This window comes from Microbacterium profundi, assembly GCF_000763375.1.
Lineage (GTDB): Bacteria > Actinomycetota > Actinomycetes > Actinomycetales > Microbacteriaceae > Microbacterium > Microbacterium profundi.
Genome location: NZ_JPSY01000001.1, coordinates 1,421,998 through 1,437,247 on the forward strand (window position 1 = coordinate 1,421,998; position 15,250 = coordinate 1,437,247).

Here is a 15,250-nt window from a genome sequence, read left to right on the forward strand (position 1 = left end):
CTGAACGGAAGCGCAACACCTCGTAGGTTGTGGTTATTCACACTCACGGCCTGAAGGGTTGCGCTTCCTTGACCGCACATTACCGTCATCTGACTCTTGAAGACCGGATCGAGATCGAGCGGCTGCTCGAGAAGGGCACCAGCCTGGCGGAGATCGCCCGCCAGATCGGCGTGCACCGCTCCACCATCAGCCGGGAACGCCGCCGCGGATCGTGGCAGCCCGAACATGATCACGCGAACCTGCGCCCGTACCTGCGCAACCGACTCGATACCCGCGGCCCGCACGAGCGGCTATATCTGGGCGGGCAGGCGCAGCTGCACGCCGATACCCGCACGGCGCGTTCGCACCAGCCGTACCGGATGCTCCACGACCAGCTCGTGGATTGGGTGATCTCCGCACTTCGGCGCGGGTGGACCCCGGCGGAGATCTCCGGGCGGCTGCCGCTCGAGTTCCCCGACGATGCACGGATGCGCGTCGGAGTCGAGACGCTCTACGCATGGATCTACGCCCCCGAGCAGAAGCACCGACAGCTCTGGCAGTACCTGCCTCGCGGGCAGCGCAAGCGCCGCCGCCGACAGGGCCGGCGGGTGCATTCCGAGCGGATCAAGTGGCGCACCTCGATCCACGAGCGCCCCGCCCTGGTCGAGGACCGTATCGAGTTCGGGCACTGGGAATCCGACAGCGTCCTCGGTCTGCGCGGCACCGGTGGGCTGCACACCACCGTGGAACGCCGCGCCCGGTACCTGCAGGCCGTGAAGATCCCCGCCATCGCCGCCGCGCCCACCATCGACGCGCAGCTGAGCGTGTACTCGCCGCTACCCGCCCACGCCGTCCGCTCCGTGACGGCGGACAATGGGTCCGAGTTCGCGTTCCACTACCAACTCGCCGACGCCCTCGCCATCCCGACCTACTTCGCCGACCCGTACTCGGCATGGCAGCGGGGCACGAACGAGCACTTCAACGGCCGCATCCGCAAATACCTCCCGAAAGGCACCAGCTTCGAAGACCTCACCCAAACAGACCTCGACGAGATCGTCACCGAGATCAACAACCGACCCCGCCGAGTCCTCGGCTGGGCAACCCCCGCCGAGATCTTCAACGAACTATGCTCAAGCCAAGCCACACCACGTTGCACCTCGAACTAGAACCCGGGGGCCTGCTCGGCGTTCTCGTCACACGGATGCGGCGACGCGCGGCGCGGTGAGCGTGATCGATGTTTTCCGCACGCATCTCTGCGACGCTCTTCGCGTGACGTGACGCGCTCGCTACAGTGATCGCGGAGGAATCATGAACAAGTGGTGGCCATACGCCCGTCTCGCAGCGGCCGTGCTCGGGCTCGCGGCGATCATCCGCCAGTTCTCGCTCGCGGTCGGGAATGCCCTCGCCGCTGAGACGCCATGGGCGAGTCACATACCGACCGTGGTGGCGAACTTCTTCAGCTATTTCACGATCCTGTCGAACCTCATCGCCGCTGTCGTGCTGATCATCGCGGCGATCTGGATGCTGCGCACGAGGCACAGCATGGCACCGGAGCCCGCGTGGCTGGCGACGCTGCTGCTGTGCGCGAGCACCTACATGATCGTGACGGGCATCGTCTACAACCTGCTGCTGCGCAACATCGCGATCGCCGGTATCTCGGATGTCTGGACCAACGAGACGCTGCACGTGATCATCCCGCTGTTCCTGCTCGCCGACGTGCTGTTCGCGCCGCGGCGCCGTGCACTGCCGTGGGTAGCCATGCTGACCGCCGCCGCCTTCCCCATCGTCTGGGCGGTGTACACGCTGATCAGGGCGAACTTCATCATCGGCCCCGCCCATGGCAACCACTACTGGTATCCGTACCCTTTCCTGGATCCGAACATCCAGGGCGGTTACGGCGGTGTGGTCGGCTACATCATCGGGATCGCCGCCGCGATCATCGGCGTGGCGGCCCTCGTCATCTGGATGGGACGCCGCCGCGGCATCCGCTCCCGCGGAGTGCGCGACCCGATCAGCGAGTCACGCGCGGTATAGAGCGCGCCGCCCTCGTGCGAGAACCCTTCGAGTGAGAAGCCCTCGAGGGAGAAGCCCTCGAGGGAGAAGCCCTCGAGGGAGAAGCTCTCGTGTGATCGATAGGGTGTGAGTGTGGATGGATCTGTGCCGACGCCCGTGGTGAGTGCCCGGCGTCGCGATAATCGGATCTACGCAGCCGAGGTCGCTCTGCCTGCCGCGCAGCCGGTGCAGGGCGCCCGCGCATCGACGTCGGCATCCGCTGGAAGACGGCGGATCGCTCCGTGGCTGCTCGTGAGCATCGCGGCCCTGGTGATCGTAGGCGTGATCACCGCGGGGGCGCTCTCGCTGGGTCTGCGCGACGACACCGCGCTCACGGCATCCGGCGCTGAGGCGATCTCGGGGCGCGATGCGATGAGCGCGCAGTGCGTGCCGCTCGCACTCAGTGAGAGCGGTGAGCGGAGCGACCGGTGCAGCGCGATGTCAGACCGCGATGAGGTCTCTCAGCAGGCACCCTATGCACCGGCCGTTGAGACCGTCGACGACCAGGACGTCGACTCCGTAGAGGGCCCGCCGGGGAGTCCGCCTGCACTGCGCGGCACGACGCCCGACGCTCCCGGCTCGTCGAATCCGTCCACCGCGACACCGGGCGCAGACACTCCCGGCGTTCCCGCCGCGCCCGGCCCGGTACCAGCACCGGCACCAGCCGCGCCCGCACCAGCGCCTGGACCCGCCCCGGCCCCGGCCCCGCAGTCTCTCGCTTTCACGGGCATCAGCGAGAACCACGTGATCGGACTGCTCGGCATCAGGATCCTGTCCAGCTACACGCTCTCACTGTCAGGACAGCCGGGTGCGACAGCATCCGCCTCCTACGGCGCCTCCCGCGCCGGTTCGGTGACATTCGATTCCGGCGGCCGGGCGAGCATCTCCCTGGGCGGAGCGCTTCTCAGCGCGGGCCTCGACAATCCGATGATTCGCGTCGCCTACAGCGATGGCACTGCGGGATCCGCTATCCAGGCCCCGCGCGACTCGATCTGAGCTCAGACCGGCACGACATCGCGGTCGACGAAATCCATGATCGTCTTCGTGAACAGCTCCGGGTCCTGGATGCTCCACACATGACGCATCCCCGGTGCCGTCCAGGTGCGCGTCTGCGGCATCGCCGCCGCGAGCGCCGGAAACGCCGCAGCCACGCTCCCGGATTCCCTCCCGCCGGCGATCGCGAGGATCGGACCGGTGTATCCGGAGCGGCCATCGGGCATCGAACCGTCGAAGATCTCGCGGTACATCCGCGTCGCGGCATCCTTGTCGACGCCCATCCCGTCGGAGACGAACAGCTCACGTGTGTCGGCCGGAATACGGAACATCGCCGCCTGCATGCTCCAGAACCAGCGCTTGTGCCACGAACGCAACTGCAGCTCCGCCAGCCGACGCTCGACTCCGCCCACCCCGGTCATCGCCGCGCCGGTCACCATGCAGGAGCGGACGACATCCGGATGCCGCATGGCAAGATGCACGCCGATCACGCCGCCCATCGACAGGCCGACGACGTGCGCTCTGCCGCCGATCGCCCGCTCGCGGATGATCGCAGCGAGGTCGTCGGCTGCGCCGCCGAGCCCCGGCCAACGCTCCCCTGACCGCGAGCCGAAGGCCACGACATCCGGGGTGATCACATGACGACCGGCGAGACCGTCGACCTGCGGCTCCCACATCCAGTTGCCGACATTGCCCCCGTGCAGCAGGATGATCGACTCGCCAGTGCGCGGGCCGTGCTCTATCGCGTATCTCTCGGTCATGGCATTTCCTTCTTCACTGAGATCCGCACATCCGCGAGCCACGAGAGCTCGGCTTCTGCCGCTCGCAGCCCCGCGTCGAGGGTCGCTGTGCGCAGCACGGCACCGAGTCCTTGCGTCGCTCTCGGGATCTCGGCGAGCTGCTCGCGTTCGGCACGGACGGCATCTGCCCGTTCGTCGAGCAGCGCGAGTACGCCCTCGACGCCGAGCGACTCGGCGAAGAAGAGCCGGGCCAGGAACGGCTCCTTGGGCAAGGGCGCCTCGACCGGTGAGTGCAACCAGGCACGCAGCTCTGCGCGTCCGGCATCGGTCAGCTCATGCACGCGGCGATCGGGGCGTCCGGTCTGGACGATCAGCTCGGTCGCCACGGCGCCGTCGGTCTCGAGCCGGTCGATGGTGCGATAGATCTGCGATTGGTCGGCGTGCCAGAAGTGCGCAACGGACCCGGCGAATGCCCGGCCGAGGTCGTAGCCGCTCTGGGGTGCGATGTCGAGGAGGCCGAGAATGGCGTGACGCAGTTGCATGACATTAGTAGACCACACATATATAGGACGATACAAGTATTTGTTCGGGATTCACCGAGATGGGGATCTCTGCCCTTGCTCTCGGGCTGTCCGAGTCGGATGCTGCGATTACGCTGGTCTGCGGGGGAGATCGGAGCACCGTTCCCCCGCGCATGCGAGGAGACAGTGATGACCGAGTCGAACGCCGCTTCCGGGGCAGCCTCCCCACCTCCGCCCCCGCGGCCACCCGCGCCCGCGGCGGCTCCCTCACCTCAGCCGTCCGCACCGCCGGCGCCGTCCGCTCAGCGCGCCACTCCCGCAGCCGGCCCGGACTCCACGCCGACCGACGCGGAGATGACCCGCGCCGCGAACGTGCTGAAGGTCGTCTCCGACGCATACTCCGCGAAGATGGTCGGCCAGGAGCGACTGCGCACGAGCCTGTTGGTCTCGCTCATCGCCGGCGGCCACATCCTGCTCGAGTCGGTGCCCGGCCTCGCCAAGACGACCGCGGCATCCACCCTCGCCGACACCGTGAAGGCCAGCTTCAAACGCATCCAGTGCACACCCGACCTGCTCCCCAGCGATATCACCGGCAACCAGATCTACGACGCGGCGACCGGGTCGTTCCGCACAGTGCTGGGTCCGGTGCACGCGAACTTCGTACTGCTCGACGAGATCAACCGCTCCAGCGCCAAGACGCAGTCCGCCATGCTCGAGGCGATGCAGGAGCACCAGACGACGATCGGCGGCGAAGTGCACCACCTGCCCAAGCCGTTCCTCGTGATCGCGACGCAGAACCCGATCGAGCAGGAGGGTACCTACGAGCTCCCAGAGGCGCAGATGGACCGCTTCCTGCTCAAGGAGATCGTCGAGTACCCGAGCCCCTCCGACGAGTTCGAGATCCTGCGGCGCATCGACTCCGGCGTGCTCGACCCCGACCGGCACGTCGCCAGTGCCGTGTCGCTGGAAGACGTGCAGCTGCTGCAGGATGTCGCGAGTCGCATCTACGTCGACGCCGCGATCCGCAACTACATCGTCTCGATCGCCTACGTGACCCGAAACCCCGGCCCGTACATCGGCGAGGATCGCGCGCGCTACATCAAGTACGGCGCGAGCCCCCGTGCGAGCATCGCGTTCCTGCAGGCATCCCGCGCGCTGGCCCTGCTGAACGGCCGCTCGCACGTGCTCCCGGAAGACATCCGCACCCTCCGCCACGTCATCCTCCGCCACCGCGTGCTGCTCACGTTCGAGGCGGATGCCGAGGGCATCCGCAGCGAGGAGATCATCGACCAGATCTTCGCCGCCGTGCCGACGCCGTAGTCGCTGCTGATGGCCAGCCTGATCACACAGGTGAAGAGCAAGCTCTTCATCCACTCGTCGCAGAAGTCGATGCACGCGCTCGACGGCGCCTACGCGTCGCTGCTGCACGGGCGCAGCCTCGACTTCGAGGACCTGCGCAAGTACGAGTACGGCGATCAGGTGCGCGACATCGACTGGCGCGCCACCGCACGCCTGGGCACTCCACTCGTGAAGCGGCACCGCGCGAACCGGATGCACACCGTGCTGTTCGTCGTCGACACCGGGCGCTCGATGACGGCGCTCGCCCACGATGAGAAGCCCAAGAAGGACCTCGCGATCCTCGCCACCGGGGCTCTCGGCATCCTCGCCCTGCGCCATGGTGACGACTTCAGCATCGTCCACGGCGATGCGGAGCGCGTGCGCCGGCGGGCACCAGGGCGAAGCGAGGGCGCCCTCGAGCACGCCCTCCGCACGATCGACCAGGCGACCACCGAGGGCCGCGCGCCCAGCGATCGCGATGCTCTTCTCGCCTATGTCGCGCGCACGATCGCGCGCCGCTGCATCGTCGTGATCATCACCGACGACGCGCCGATCACCGATGACACCGAGCGGATGCTGCGCCGCCTGCGAGTGCAGCACGACGTGCTGTGGGTCACGCTCCGCGACGCGGACCCCGTGCTGCCCTTCGAGAGGCTCAGGGACCCGAGCTCACGGCAGCGCGCCGACGTGAACACCCGCTGGGCGGTTCCCGACTTCGTGCACGGCGACCGCGAGGTGCTCGGCGAACTCATCGCCCAGACGCAGGCGGAAACCGCGCGACTGAACGAGCTGCTCGATCGCCTCGAGATCAGCCACACCGCCCTCGAGACTCAGGATGACGCGGTGCCTCAGCTGCTGCGCATGCTGAACCGGAGGGCCGATGTCAGGAACTGACGAGCTCTACCCTCCCGCGCAGTACGGCTGGGGATGGATGCTGCTTGCGCTCGGCATCATCGCGCTGCTCATCCTCGGCGCATGGCTACTGCTCTTCCTCACGAAGCCTCGACGCGGCATGGTCCTGTACGGCGACACGCAGACATCGGTGCCGTTGACCGCCGATGTGCTCACGCAACTGCGGCAGGAGTATCACGAGCGCATCGCGCAGATCGAGGCGGACTACCGAGGCGGGTCGCTCACGGCCCGTCACGCCAATCTCGAACTCAGCCGCGTCGTGCGCACGTTCGTCAACGAGTACAGCGGCCTGGAAGCCCCGGTGCTCGCCCTCGACGATCTCATACGGCTCGGTGTGCCGCCGGCGCTGATCGATGCGCTGCAGCGGCACTACTACCCGAGCATCTTCCGCAAGGGGCCGGCGGTCGATCCGGTCGCCGGCGCAGAGGCCGCGCACAAGGTGGTCGGCTCATGGCACTAGCGAACTGGTGGGTCATCCCCATCGCGGTCGCCGTCATCGTGATCGCGATCGGCGTCGGACTTCTCATCGGCCTGCGCCGGAATACCCGCCACCGCGAACAGCAGAGCGCCCCAATCGCACGGGCGGAGCGGCTGCGCGCACTGCCGTCGTTCCAGCATGCGGTGCGGCGCCGCACCATCGCTCTGGTCGGCGTGCTCACTCTGGGAGTTCTCGCCAGCGTGGTCGGTGGGATCGTCGCAGCGCGGCCGATGTCTTCGGAAACGATCCAACCGGTCAACACCAGCCGCGACATCATGCTCTGCCTCGACGTCTCGGGGTCGATGAGTGAGGTCGATGTCGAGGTGCTCAGCGTTTTCGAGGAGCTGCTCGACGGGTTCGAGGGCGAGCGCATCGGCCTGACGATCTTCAACAGCTCACCCGTGCAGATCTTCCCGCTGACGGATGACTACGACTTCATCCGCACGCATCTGCAGAGCATCAGGGAGAGCTTCGACTACATGGAGGAGATCCCTGAGCACTGGATCGGCACGCTCAACGGACCAGGCGCTTCGCTGATCGGCGACGGTCTCGCATCGTGCGCCATGCGCTTCGATCACCAGGATGACGAGCGCTCCCGCTCGATCATCCTCGCCACCGACAACGAGGTGAACGGCGATTCGATCGTGACTCTCGAGGAGGCGTCGAACTATGCGGCATCCGCCGGTGTGCGCGTCTTCGCGCTCAACCCGGTGCAGGGCGTCGACACCGACATCAGTGCGGAACTCGTCGCGGCCGCCGAGGCGACCGGCGGCAAGGCATACGGCCTGCGCGACACCACGACCGTCTCCGACATCATCAAGGACGTGCAGGAGCAGGAGGCCACAGAGCTGCGCGGTCAGGCGCAGGTCGTGTGGACCGACAACCCGAACCCATGGATCGCCGTGCTGCTGGTCGCGGCACTCGGCTTCGTGGTGCTGCTGTGGAGGGTCAGACTGTGATCTTCCAACCCGTACTCAACATCTTCCTGCTGGTGCTGCTGTTCGCACCGGTCGCCTTCGTCGTCGTCTGGATGCTGGTGAAGGCGGTGCGTCCTCAGGCCGGTTCAGCGGATGCCGGCACCGGCGCCCCACCGGTCATCTGGGGACTGCGACTGCTGATGCTGCTGGCCTGCTTCATGATGCTGCTGCGCCCCGGCATTCCAGGAGGCGCGACCGAGACCCTCGCAACAGACACCGACATCCTCATCGTCGTCGACACCACCGCGAGCATCGTGGCGGAGGACTGGGACGGCGACGGTCAGAGGCTCGACGGCGTACGCGCCGACGTGCAGTCGATCGTCGACGAGTACCCGGGGGCGCGCTTCGCGCTGATCAGCTTCGACGCGGCCGCCGAGCTGCGGCTCCCGCTGACCACCGATGCCACGGCACTGATCTCCTCGCTCGAGGTTCTGCGTCCCGAGGTCACCGCGCAGTCGCGGGGCAGCTCGATCGGCATCGCGAGTGCCATGGTCGAGGAGACACTGGAGGCGGCAGCCGAGGCGTCGCCCGACCGCTCGCGGATGGTGTTCTACCTGGGCGACGGCGAGCAGACCGTCAGCACCGAACCCGAGTCGTTCTCGGCGAGTGCCGAGTTCACCGACGGTGGGGCGGTGCTCGGCTACGGCACGAGCGAGGGCGGCCCGATGAAGGTCACCTCCGGGAGCTTCGCGGCATCCGAAGAGGGCGGCGACTACATCGAGTATCAGGGCGAGCAGGCGATGTCGGTGATCGACGAGAGCAACCTGCAGACGATCGCCGACGACCTCGGCGTGCCGTACCAGCTGCGCTCCGCCGACGCCGACATCGAGCTCCCGGAAGCGCCGACCACGACCACGAACTACACCGACCCTTCGACAGGCTCAGGGATCGGGGGGTCGGTCGGCAATGTCATCGAGCTGTATTGGATCTTCGCCCTCGTGATGGTGCTGCTGCTGGGTGTCGAGATCGCCCGCGCCACGATCCTCATCGCACAGATGCGCGGCCTCGCCACCCGGCCCGAGCACCCTACCCCCGGGTCGTTGAGCAAGACGAAACGCGCCGCCCCCGGGTCGTTGAGCGAGCGAAGCGAGACGAAACGCGCTGAGCGAGCGCCAGCGAGTCGAAGCGTCCCCCCGCGTGACCAGCAGCCCGGAGGTGACGCATGACGGATGCACCTGCACAGTCCGGCGCACCGACGCAGGCGGATGCCGCGGCCGCTCTGCTCGCGGCGAACCGTCGACGCCGGCGCATCCGCCGCTGGGCCCTGATCGGGACCCTGCCCCTCACGATCGCGGCTCTGCTGTTCGTCGGCAAGCTGCTGAGCATGTACGCGTTCGCACACCAGGCGATCACGACCTATGTCGTCGCCGACTACGCGGGTTCGACGGCGGCGGCCGAGGGCCAGGAGTTCCTGAACTGGTTCGAGCCGTACAAGGCGCCGTACAACGTCGGCACCGCGCTGGCAGGATCCGAAGATCTCGACGGTGCTCGCGTGAAGCTCGAAGAGGCTCTGCCCCTGGCTCACGGCCTCGAGGTGTGCGCGGTGCGGGTGAACCTGGCGATCGTGATCGAACGCCAAGGCGATGCTGCGGTCAACGGGGGCGACGGACCCGGTGGGGCGGAGCTGTACGGCGAGGCGCTGCAGATCACGGCCGAGACGCCGGAGGAGTGCAACAGCGAAGAGGCCGATTCGCAGTCCCCCGATCCCGACCGCAGCATGAGCGACACCCTCGATGAACTCGGCGATCGGCTGCAGGAGAAGCAGCAGCAGGCCCAGGAGCAGCAGTCGCCGCCCCAGGAGGGCGACGGCGAAGAGCAGGAGCAGCCGCAGCAGCCCGACCAGGACAAGCTCGACGAGCTGCAGGACAAGCTCGATCAGGGCGCCGAGGAGCGCGAGCAGAACCAGGGCGACGAAGACGGCCCCGGCGGCGGGACGGACAAGCCATGGTAGAGCCCGAGAAGCAGCGCGCGCGTTACATCGCCGGCACCGAGGGCGCACCTCCCGTGCCGCCGCCCGGCGGCTATCACGGCGCCAAGCGCGTGCAGACCGCACCGCCTTCCGGCGCTCCGGTGATCAGCACGGCCGAGGCGACGCAGGATAAACAGCCGGCGAACGTGATCGGCTGGGTCGCTCTGGTCGCGGCGATCCTCTTCGCGGTCGTGCTGCTCGGCACGCTGCTGTCCGGCGGCACGGACGCGCTGTACGGCGTGACGATGCTGACGCTGCAGCTCGTCGTGCTCGCCGTCGTGATCGCTGCACTGTTCTCACGCCGCGGGCGGGTACTCGCGGCATCCGCTCTCATCGTCACCCTCATGCTCAACGTCGCGACCGTCGGTGCGATGAGCGCGCTGCAGACCTCGGCGTCAGGCAACTATGAAGGTGAGAAGACCGAGGAGCAGAAGCACGAGGAGGCGTACCCCGGGATCAAGGACACCTCCTCGAGCACGGTCCTCGCGCAGCCTTCGCTCGAGGAGGTGCGGGCGCAGAGCGAGGAGATGCTGGCCGAGATCCGCGATCGCCTGTCTACGCAGTTCGGCTACACGTGGACCGAGGCCGGTACCGAGAACCTCCGTCCGGAGCGCAACGGCTACGGCGGGGAGTCGATGCTGGTGCAGTACACGTCAGTGCCGTGGATGACGAACGAGCCCATCCAGGACTACGACCGCAAGGTCGCCGTGATGGACGTCATCGAAGAGGTCGTCACCGAGTACGGCATGTACGGTCTGTACTCGTTCAATGAGCCGTCGTCGGGGATGGACGACGCCATCCAGGAGAAGTTCTACGGCAGCGCCGATCCGCGTGAGCAGAACACGTGGGAGTACTACTCCGACAACTATCCGGATCCGCTGCGCTTCTACGCCGTGCTCTACGACCTCTCCAACGACCCCACCGGAGAGTTCGCCGGCGAGCGCGAGGCGCAGAGCGCCCGCACGGGCGAGCCTCTGGAGGGGCTGCAGATCTACTTCCTCGCGCCCCAGTTGCTCAGCGAGGCCGACCGGGAAGAGTTCGAGACACGGATGCAGGAGTACCCCGGGTCCTGAGCCGCGGCCCTTTCGGTGGCCGCCACCCGTAACTCGCACTCCACAGGTCGAGTACCAACGTGGTTCTCCACCGATCGTTCGTTAGTGCCTTTGGCTGTAGGCACCGACGACTTGAATCAGGGTATGGGCAATCTGGCCAGACAGTTACGTCATCAAAACATTGACGATTATGACGCGTAAACGATATGATGACGGTGTTCGGATCGCGCAGAGTGCGCGAAAGCACCGAATCCCGGACGCCGACATACTTCGACCAAGTCGCTATCGATTCCTCTGAGGAGTCCCCCAATGTCAAAGACCAGTCCACCTCGCATCCATGACACAGATATCGATGCATTCATCGACATCATCGGCACGGGAACGATGCGTGACGCAAGGCACCTCCGTGAGATCGCGGCAGCGCGTGATGCGGTCGGGACGGCAGATGCCCGACTTCGCTCCGCAGTTGCGGCGGCTCGTGAAGCCGGTGATTCATGGACCATGATCGGCGTCGCGTTGCGGACGTCCAAGCAGAATGCCTTCCGCAAGTACGGGAGGCAGTAGCCGAATGCTCGGTCTCACGCCCCCAGCGACAGCCCTGCGGCGAGCGCGAATCCGAGAACGGTGGCGAGGCCCGTCGACTCCTTCGCCTTGGACTGCGCGTCGGGCACCATCGAGTCGACGAGCATGACGAGCAGGGCTCCGGCAGCGAAGCCGCTGGCTCCGGCGCGGAACTCGGGGCTCACCGCATCCGCGAGTGCGTAGCCGGCGATCGTCGCGATCGCGCAGACGACGGCGACGCCTGCCCACAGCGACAGCACACGAGATCGCTTCATGCCGCCGTCGAGCAGGTCGGCGGCCGAGCCGATCGACTCGGGCAGGTTGGAGACGACGATCGCGATGACGAGGGCGACGCTGACACCTTCACCGGAGGCCAGTCCGATGCCGAGCACGAGTTGTTCCGGGATGCCGTCGAGCAGGGCGCCGACCGCGAGTGGGCCGCCGGCCGACCCCTGTGAAGCGGAGGCGCGGCGCTCGACGATGCGGTCGGCGACGTAGTAGCAGAGGGCACCGGCGGCGACGCCGACGACGAGCGGAATGGGACCGCCGAGGTTCAGCCCCTCCTCCCACAGCTCGAAGGCGATCGATGCCATCAGCGCTCCGGCGCCGAATCCGAGCACGATACCGAGCCATTTCGGCGGCCACTTGCGCAGCAGCGCGAGCACTGCGCCGATGAACAGCGGCGCGGCCGCCACCGCACCCCACAGCACCGCCTGGATCATGCGCACCTCCTCGAATCACCCTGGCACTGTCGCCCGCACCATTCCAATGGTATTCTGATGGCATGAAGGCAACCATGGATAAGGCAGGACGGATCGTGATCCCCGCAGCTCTGCGCGAGCGTCTTGGGATGATTCCCGGGCCAGTCGATCTGATCATGGACGGCACTGGTATCCGCATCGAGGTCGAGACGCACGACAACGTCGTCGAGAAGGACGGCCTGCTCGTCATCACCGGTGGCCCCACCCTGACCGATGATGACATTCGGGAACTGCGCCTTGGCAACCAGCGCTGAGATTCTGTTCGACACGAGTGCAGCGATCGCGCTGATGCTGAGGGATGATCCCCGCCACGACACCTTGCGTGAAATGACGCGCCATCTGACCCGCGGATTGGCCGGACATGCGTCGGCCGAGACGTATTCAGTGCTCACCAGGCTGCCAGGAGCATCCCGTGTGACAGCACCGAGGGCCGCGGAGATGATCCAGCGAGCCTTCCCGAATTCTGTCGCACTCGATTCCCACGTATCGGTCCGGGCCGTTTCGATTCTCGCCGAATCCGGTATCGCCGGCGGAGCCGTCTACGACGGGCTCGTCGCATTGGCCGCACGGGAGTCCGGAATCCGTCTGCTGTCCTGCGACCGACGCGCCGTTCCGACGTATCAGGCACTCGGAGTCGATGTGAAGCTCGTCTGACCTGCGAGCGGGCGATCGGCGCAGCATCCAGTCGCCCGAACGGGCGCCACGCCGCGCGCCGATAGAATGGACGCCATGTCCAAGGTCCTCCAGTCCCTGCCCGTCGGCGAGCGCGTCGGCATCGCCTTCTCCGGAGGACTCGACACCTCCGTCGCCGTCGCATGGATGCGCGACAAGGGCGCGATCCCCTGCACCTACACCGGCGACCTCGGCCAGCCCGACGAGGACGACATCGAGTCGATCCCCGGCCGCGCCCTCGAGTACGGCGCCGAGATTGCCCGCATCGTCGACGCGAAGACAGCTCTCGTCGAAGAGGGCTTCGTCGCGCTGCAGTGCGGCGCCTTCCACATCCGCTCCGGCGGCAAGACGTACTTCAACACCACTCCCCTCGGCCGCGCCGTCACGGGCACCATGCTCGTGCGCGCCATGAAGGAGGACGGCGTCGACATCTGGGGCGACGGCTCCACCTACAAGGGCAACGACATCGAGCGGTTCTACCGCTACGGACTGCTGGCCAACCCGCGCCTGCGCATCTACAAACCCTGGCTCGACGCCGACTTCGTCACCGAGCTCGGCGGACGCCAGGAGATGAGCGAATGGCTCGTCGAGCACGGCTTCCCGTACCGCGACGCCGCCGAGAAGGCGTACTCGACCGACGCCAACATCTGGGGCGCCACGCATGAGGCGAAGACCCTCGAGCACCTGAACGTCTCGCTCGAGACCGTCGACCCGATCATGTGCGTGAAGTTCTGGGACCAGTCGGTCGCGATCGAGACCGAAGACGTCACCGTCACGTTCGAGGCCGGCCGTCCGGTCGCCCTCAATGGCGTCGAGTACACCGATCCGGTCGCCCTGGTGAACGAGGCGAACACGATCGGCGGACGCCACGGCCTCGGCATGAGCGACCAGATCGAGAACCGCATCATCGAGGCCAAGTCACGCGGCATCTACGAGGCCCCGGCCATGGCGCTGCTCTTCATCGCCTACGAGCGCCTCGTCAACGGCATCCTGAACGAAGACACCCTCGCGACCTACCACGAGCAGGGCCGCCGCCTCGGCCGCCTCATGTACGAGGGACGCTGGCTCGAGCCGCAGTCGCTCATGCTGCGCGAGTCGATCCAGCGCTGGGTCGGCCTCACGATCTCCGGCACGGTCACGATCCGCCTGCGCCGCGGTGACGACTGGACGATCCTCGACACCGTCTCGCCGAACCTGTCATACGGCCCCGAGAAGCTGTCGATGGAGCGAGTCGGAGATGCCGCCTTCGGCCCCGTCGACCGCATCGGACAGCTCACCATGCGCAACCTCGACATCGCCGACTCGCGTTCGCGCCTCGAGCAGTACGCGAGCCTCGGCCTCGTCGGCGGCGCGACGGGCGAACTCGTCGGACGCGTCACCGCGGGCGAAGCATCCGAGATCACCGGCTCTGTCGAGCACGGCGACGACAAGCTGGCGGATGCCGTCGACACGGCGTCCGAGGGCGCGGCGTTCGACTCCGGCACCGACTGACACGTTTCTCAGGAGGGGGCGGATGCTGCGGCATCCGCCCCCTCCGTCGTCTCACGCGCCCGGCAGCGACGAACACGCACTCCAGAGACACCGATCTTGCACATAAGTGTGCAAGATTGTAAACTGGGTCGTATGACAGAACCTCGCGCACCCCGCCGCGACGCACAGGCCAACCGAGAGAGCATCCTGGTCGCCGCCCGCACCGCCCTCGCGCAGGACCCGAACGCATCAGTCGACCTGATCGCCCGTACTGCGGGACTCTCGCGTCGCGCGCTGTACGGACACTTCGACGACCGCTCAGCCCTGATCGCCGAGCTGATCCGCATCGGCGCGCAGCGCTTCAACGCGATCGCCGCGCAGTCGCTCGACGACGACACCCGCATCGCACTCGCCCAGCTCGCCTCCCGACTCTGGCACGAGGCCGCACACATCCAGACCGTCACCGCCATCGCACTCGACGATGCGCACGTTGCTGAGACGGGCACCGCGCTGGGGCCGCTGCGCCGAACCGTGTCGGAGCTCGTGGAGCGTGGGCGCCGCACCGGCACGATGCGCACCGATGTGCCCGGCGACGTACTCGCCCGACTCATCGAGGAGACCGCCCGTGCCGTCGTGCGCGTGGACCTGATCGGCCCGGATGCTGCGGCCACCGCCGTGCGCGCCGTACTGAGCATCGCCGGGCTCTCCTGGCGCGAAGCCGACGCACTGCTCGCCGCCCATCCAGAGATCGTCGCGGCAGAGGTCGACGCATGAG

At 67.2% G+C, this 15,250-nt stretch carries 17 protein-coding genes; 14 read left to right on the plus strand and 3 right to left on the minus strand.

The genetic code is table 11. The annotated features are described in order from the left end of the window. The first annotated feature begins 68 nt into the window (after positions 1-68). From JF52_RS0106690 to JF52_RS17600, 3 genes are all read left to right on the plus strand, one after another. The gene (locus JF52_RS0106690; RefSeq protein ID WP_033105520.1) at positions 69-1,145 is read left to right on the plus strand and encodes an IS30 family transposase; all 1,077 of its coding nucleotides are present in this window, start codon (positions 69-71) and stop codon (positions 1,143-1,145) included. Positions 1,146-1,287: 142 nt separating this feature from the next. After that, on the plus strand, positions 1,288-2,013 hold the full coding sequence (locus tag JF52_RS0106695) for a Pr6Pr family membrane protein (protein ID WP_033105521.1): 726 nt from the start codon (positions 1,288-1,290) through the stop codon (positions 2,011-2,013). A gap of 111 nt (positions 2,014-2,124) precedes the next feature. Next, complete coding sequence (locus tag JF52_RS17600; protein WP_200880963.1) at positions 2,125-3,027, plus strand: hypothetical protein; 903 nt, start codon at positions 2,125-2,127, stop codon at positions 3,025-3,027. A gap of 2 nt (positions 3,028-3,029) precedes the next feature. On the opposite strand, the gene JF52_RS0106705 is transcribed toward JF52_RS17600, so the two are convergent. After that, positions 3,030-3,785, minus strand: coding sequence for an alpha/beta fold hydrolase (locus JF52_RS0106705; protein ID WP_033105523.1), 756 nt, complete (start codon positions 3,783-3,785; stop codon positions 3,030-3,032). Then, complete coding sequence (locus tag JF52_RS0106710; RefSeq protein ID WP_033105524.1) at positions 3,782-4,306, minus strand: PadR family transcriptional regulator; 525 nt, start codon at positions 4,304-4,306, stop codon at positions 3,782-3,784. The genes JF52_RS0106705 and JF52_RS0106710 overlap by 4 nt, the downstream gene beginning before the upstream one ends. A 333-nt stretch (positions 4,307-4,639) precedes the next feature. Here JF52_RS0106710 and JF52_RS0106715 point away from each other — a divergent pair, with 333 nt between their 5' ends. From JF52_RS0106715 to JF52_RS0106745, 7 genes are read left to right on the plus strand one after another with little or no spacing between them, the layout of a single operon-like run. Next, complete coding sequence (locus JF52_RS0106715) at positions 4,640-5,605, plus strand: AAA family ATPase (protein ID WP_052166818.1); 966 nt, start codon at positions 4,640-4,642, stop codon at positions 5,603-5,605. Between the two features lie 9 nt (positions 5,606-5,614). Further along, positions 5,615-6,517: a DUF58 domain-containing protein gene (locus tag JF52_RS0106720; RefSeq protein ID WP_033105526.1), complete on the plus strand. Its 903-nt coding sequence runs from the start codon at positions 5,615-5,617 to the stop codon at positions 6,515-6,517. Next, positions 6,504-6,995 (plus strand): hypothetical protein, encoded by a 492-nt coding sequence (locus tag JF52_RS0106725; RefSeq protein WP_033105527.1) that lies wholly within the window; start codon positions 6,504-6,506, stop codon positions 6,993-6,995. The genes JF52_RS0106720 and JF52_RS0106725 overlap by 14 nt, the downstream gene beginning before the upstream one ends. Beyond that, positions 6,986-7,972, plus strand: a complete 987-nt coding sequence (locus tag JF52_RS0106730) for a VWA domain-containing protein (RefSeq protein ID WP_033105528.1) — start codon at positions 6,986-6,988, stop codon at positions 7,970-7,972. The genes JF52_RS0106725 and JF52_RS0106730 overlap by 10 nt, the downstream gene beginning before the upstream one ends. Beyond that, the gene (locus tag JF52_RS0106735; protein ID WP_084595641.1) at positions 7,969-9,156 is read left to right on the plus strand and encodes a vWA domain-containing protein; all 1,188 of its coding nucleotides are present in this window, start codon (positions 7,969-7,971) and stop codon (positions 9,154-9,156) included. The genes JF52_RS0106730 and JF52_RS0106735 overlap by 4 nt, the downstream gene beginning before the upstream one ends. Next, a complete protein-coding gene (locus JF52_RS0106740; protein WP_033105529.1) occupies positions 9,153-9,941 on the plus strand; it encodes a hypothetical protein in 789 nt (262 codons plus the stop codon). Before JF52_RS0106735 ends, JF52_RS0106740 begins: the two co-directional genes overlap by 4 nt. Continuing rightward, positions 9,935-11,032, plus strand: a complete 1,098-nt coding sequence (locus tag JF52_RS0106745; RefSeq protein ID WP_033105530.1) for a hypothetical protein — start codon at positions 9,935-9,937, stop codon at positions 11,030-11,032. The genes JF52_RS0106740 and JF52_RS0106745 overlap by 7 nt, the downstream gene beginning before the upstream one ends. Positions 11,033-11,589: 557 nt before the next feature. Here the strand turns inward: JF52_RS0106745 and JF52_RS0106755 are convergent. Next, on the minus strand, positions 11,590-12,294 hold the full coding sequence (locus tag JF52_RS0106755) for a ZIP family metal transporter (RefSeq protein WP_033105532.1): 705 nt from the start codon (positions 12,292-12,294) through the stop codon (positions 11,590-11,592). Between the two features lie 62 nt (positions 12,295-12,356). Between JF52_RS0106755 and JF52_RS0106760 the strand changes: the two genes are divergently transcribed. The 4 genes from JF52_RS0106760 to JF52_RS0106775 all read left to right on the plus strand — a co-directional run bounded on the left by JF52_RS0106760 (position 12,357) and on the right by JF52_RS0106775 (position 15,249). Beyond that, a complete protein-coding gene (locus tag JF52_RS0106760) occupies positions 12,357-12,587 on the plus strand; it encodes an AbrB/MazE/SpoVT family DNA-binding domain-containing protein (protein WP_229702722.1) in 231 nt (76 codons plus the stop codon). Continuing rightward, on the plus strand, positions 12,550-12,987 hold the full coding sequence (locus JF52_RS0106765) for a PIN domain-containing protein (RefSeq protein WP_268238572.1): 438 nt from the start codon (positions 12,550-12,552) through the stop codon (positions 12,985-12,987). Before JF52_RS0106760 ends, JF52_RS0106765 begins: the two co-directional genes overlap by 38 nt. Positions 12,988-13,062: 75 nt before the next feature. Further along, a complete protein-coding gene (gene argG, locus JF52_RS0106770) occupies positions 13,063-14,496 on the plus strand; it encodes an argininosuccinate synthase (protein ID WP_033105534.1) in 1,434 nt (477 codons plus the stop codon). 132 nt (positions 14,497-14,628) lie between these two features. Beyond that, on the plus strand, positions 14,629-15,249 hold the full coding sequence (locus JF52_RS0106775) for a TetR/AcrR family transcriptional regulator (protein ID WP_033105535.1): 621 nt from the start codon (positions 14,629-14,631) through the stop codon (positions 15,247-15,249). Position 15,250: the final 1 nt, after the last annotated feature.

What these genes read in the sequence shown, in the direction of transcription:
- argG (WP_033105534.1), top strand. Translation starts at nt 13,063, where the DNA reads ATGTCCAAGGTCCTCCAGTCCCTGCCCGTCGGCGAGCGCGTCGGCATC.
- JF52_RS0106760 (WP_229702722.1), top strand. Translation starts at nt 12,357, where the DNA reads ATGAAGGCAACCATGGATAAGGCAGGACGGATCGTGATCCCCGCAGCT.
- JF52_RS0106695 (WP_033105521.1), top strand. Translation starts at nt 1,288, where the DNA reads ATGAACAAGTGGTGGCCATACGCCCGTCTCGCAGCGGCCGTGCTCGGG.
- JF52_RS0106765 (WP_268238572.1), top strand. Translation starts at nt 12,550, where the DNA reads ATGACATTCGGGAACTGCGCCTTGGCAACCAGCGCTGAGATTCTGTTC.
- JF52_RS0106720 (WP_033105526.1), top strand. Translation starts at nt 5,615, where the DNA reads ATGGCCAGCCTGATCACACAGGTGAAGAGCAAGCTCTTCATCCACTCG.
- JF52_RS0106705 (WP_033105523.1), bottom strand. Translation starts at nt 3,785, where the DNA reads ATGACCGAGAGATACGCGATAGAGCACGGCCCGCGCACTGGCGAGTCG.
- JF52_RS0106710 (WP_033105524.1), bottom strand. Translation starts at nt 4,306, where the DNA reads ATGCAACTGCGTCACGCCATTCTCGGCCTCCTCGACATCGCACCCCAG.
- JF52_RS0106725 (WP_033105527.1), top strand. Translation starts at nt 6,504, where the DNA reads ATGTCAGGAACTGACGAGCTCTACCCTCCCGCGCAGTACGGCTGGGGA.
- JF52_RS0106740 (WP_033105529.1), top strand. Translation starts at nt 9,153, where the DNA reads ATGACGGATGCACCTGCACAGTCCGGCGCACCGACGCAGGCGGATGCC.
- JF52_RS0106755 (WP_033105532.1), bottom strand. Translation starts at nt 12,294, where the DNA reads ATGATCCAGGCGGTGCTGTGGGGTGCGGTGGCGGCCGCGCCGCTGTTC.
- JF52_RS0106730 (WP_033105528.1), top strand. Translation starts at nt 6,986, where the DNA reads ATGGCACTAGCGAACTGGTGGGTCATCCCCATCGCGGTCGCCGTCATC.
- JF52_RS0106775 (WP_033105535.1), top strand. Translation starts at nt 14,629, where the DNA reads ATGACAGAACCTCGCGCACCCCGCCGCGACGCACAGGCCAACCGAGAG.
- JF52_RS0106745 (WP_033105530.1), top strand. Translation starts at nt 9,935, where the DNA reads ATGGTAGAGCCCGAGAAGCAGCGCGCGCGTTACATCGCCGGCACCGAG.
- JF52_RS0106715 (WP_052166818.1), top strand. Translation starts at nt 4,640, where the DNA reads ATGACCCGCGCCGCGAACGTGCTGAAGGTCGTCTCCGACGCATACTCC.